Source organism: Bacteriovorax sp. BSW11_IV (genome assembly GCF_000447755.1).
In the GTDB taxonomy this organism is placed as follows: Bacteria; Bdellovibrionota; Bacteriovoracia; order Bacteriovoracales; family Bacteriovoracaceae; genus BSW11-IV.
Map to the genome: position 1 here is coordinate 1 of NZ_AUNE01000042.1, position 2,449 is coordinate 2,449.

The following is a 2,449-nucleotide window of genomic DNA, read 5'->3' on the forward strand; positions in this document are numbered from 1 at the left end:
ATTGAAATCAAAAGAGCTTGGTTTGACGGATTTAATTTTGATCAAGACCTCTCTTCGCGTTATAAGAAAAATGGAATCACTAAAAATGAAAGCTTAGATATTCTTCACCAGACGTCAGTATCTGCTGAAGTGCTAAAAGGTGAACTGTACTCAAAGTATACTGGGGTAAACTCTCATAAAGAATCTTTTTGGCTTTCTCTTGAGCGCAACGATCATCGCAATAGGATTTTTGGGGATCTTGGTTTAAGTGAATTGAAGTTATATAACTTTAGCACAGGAAGCTTGAAATTAATTGGTGGTGCAAAGGAGTTGAAAGGGCTCTACTTTAGCAATCGTCCTTTTTCAAATGCTAGCCGTTTTTCAAAACAAGATTTTACTGGTCCTCTTGATAATGGTTGGGAAGTCGAACTCTATCACAACGATGTTCTTGTTGGACGTGAGGTTGGAAGTATTGAAAAGCAAAGATACGAATTTCGTGAAGTCGATCTCTATTACGGTAAAAATAATTTCCACTTTGTGTTTTATGGTCCGAAGGGCGAAAAGAAACATCAATATCAAGAATATAATATTGAAAATATTTTTCAAAAGACAGAACGCCCTATTGTTACAGGGGCCTTCGGTGTAGATAAAGAGAATCAAACTTATCATTATGCAGAAGTTGACTATCTTCTTTTTAACAAAGTTTTTGTTGAGGCCCTTCAAACAAGATTTACAAACAAAGAACAAAAAGATTTCTATGGCCTTAATTTAACAACTTTCATCGGTGGTGTCGTGGCCTCAGTTAATAATGCCTATGACCAAAAAAGTTGGGTTCATGAAGCAGCACTTAAATTTTCTTTTCTTGGAATCAATTCAAATATTTCCTATCTAATACCAAATGATTTTAAAAGTGACCTCATAAGCGAGGAAGGTTTGGTCGATGTAAAAAAAGGTACGTTTCTCCTCCCAATTCCTTTTATGACTAATGTTCAAATTTTTGCTGATCTAAAAAATAAAAGAATGAAAGAGGCAACAATTTGGGAGAAAAAAGTCCGATTATCACTTTCTCTTTCTGATATCTATATGGCAGCGACATATCAAGATGTCGATGGAGTTCACAATGGTGAATTTTTCTTTCGCTATGGATGGAGAAGAAACCAAGTTAAATTAATTGCCCATACAGATGATAAAGAACTTCAAGATATCAGTTTTGATATTAATTTCAAAAATAAATTCAATCAAACATTAAGTTTGGGGACTTCCTATACAATGGCGTCGAACACGGAGGCCTTAAGTATTCGCTATGATAAATTATTTGAAAAATTCTCTCTTGGTTCAAGTTTCAAAATAGATGATAAAGAAAATATTGATTTGGCCTTAAATCTTTCATACGGCGGCGTACTTGAAAAGGAAATGGGGGCCATGCTCTTTAATAAAAGAACTAGTGAATACGGAAATGCTAAGGTCGTTGCTTATGTGGATAGCAATGGAAATGGTGAATTTGATTCACAAGAAGAAATTTTACCAAATGTAGAATTTAGGAAACTTGCTGGCAATCAAATTTCTGTTACAGACGATAAGGGGCGCGCTTTTTTTTCTATGCTTCAACCTCATAGACCAATTGATTTTAAAGTGAGCATGAAAAATATTGAAAATATATTTCTTAAAGCAAAAGAAGAGGGGTTTCGATTATGGCCACGCCCAGGAAAAACGAGTGTGGTTTATTTTCCAGTTCATATAAGAGGTGAGATTGAGGGGGAAGTGGACTTTGGAGAGTTTAAGGGACCTTATTCTTACGAGGCCTTTGTTGAAAATACAAAGGGAGAGAAGCGCAAAGTAAATATTGAAAGTGATGGATATTTTCTTGTTGATAATATTGCATCGGGAGATTTTATCTTAGAAGTGCGCTGCTTTAGCTGTAATGACAAAATTATTCGTAAGAATTTTAGCATGCCAGCAGAAGGTGATACTTTGTATATTGAAGGATTAAAATTTTAATGAGGTGTTGGTGATTAAATTTATATTAATGTGTTTTGCCATTTCATTGAATTCTTTAGCGATACCAATTTCCATTGTGAATACGCAGGATTTAAATTTTGGCACCCTTGCTCAAGGTGATGCTCCAAAAGTTGTGCGCCCCTTAAAGTCAGATTCTAATAATGCAAGATTTGATGTGGCCGGAGATAGCAATACTGTTTACACAATAATTCTTCCCTCATCGATGACGATTACCCGCTTTGGAGCAGGAAGTTTTCCCTTGCAGGTAACTAATTTTGATTCAAGGCCAGCGGCCGGGGCCAATGGAAAATTAGACAAGAAGGGTAAAGATACAATTTTTGTTGGAGCGACTTTAGAGCAAATTCCTGTGAATCAACCAGGAGGAGGGTATAGCGGTTCTTTTATTATTGATGTGATCTACTAAAAAATAATTTCCACAACGCCTTTGTTTTCAATTTGAATCTGTCCTTTC

At 35.6% G+C, this 2,449-nt stretch carries 2 protein-coding genes; both read left to right on the top strand.

Annotation, left to right across the window (positions count from 1 at the left end; all coding sequences use genetic code 11):
* On the top strand, nt 1–1,977 hold a 1,977-nt coding region (locus M899_RS18575; RefSeq protein WP_021271579.1), incomplete at its 5' end, for a hypothetical protein.
* Between the two features lie 10 nt (nt 1,978–1,987).
* Nucleotides 1,988–2,401, top strand: coding sequence for a DUF4402 domain-containing protein (locus M899_RS11260; RefSeq protein WP_021271580.1), 414 nt, complete (start codon nt 1,988–1,990; stop codon nt 2,399–2,401).
* Nucleotides 2,402–2,449 lie beyond the last annotated feature (48 nt).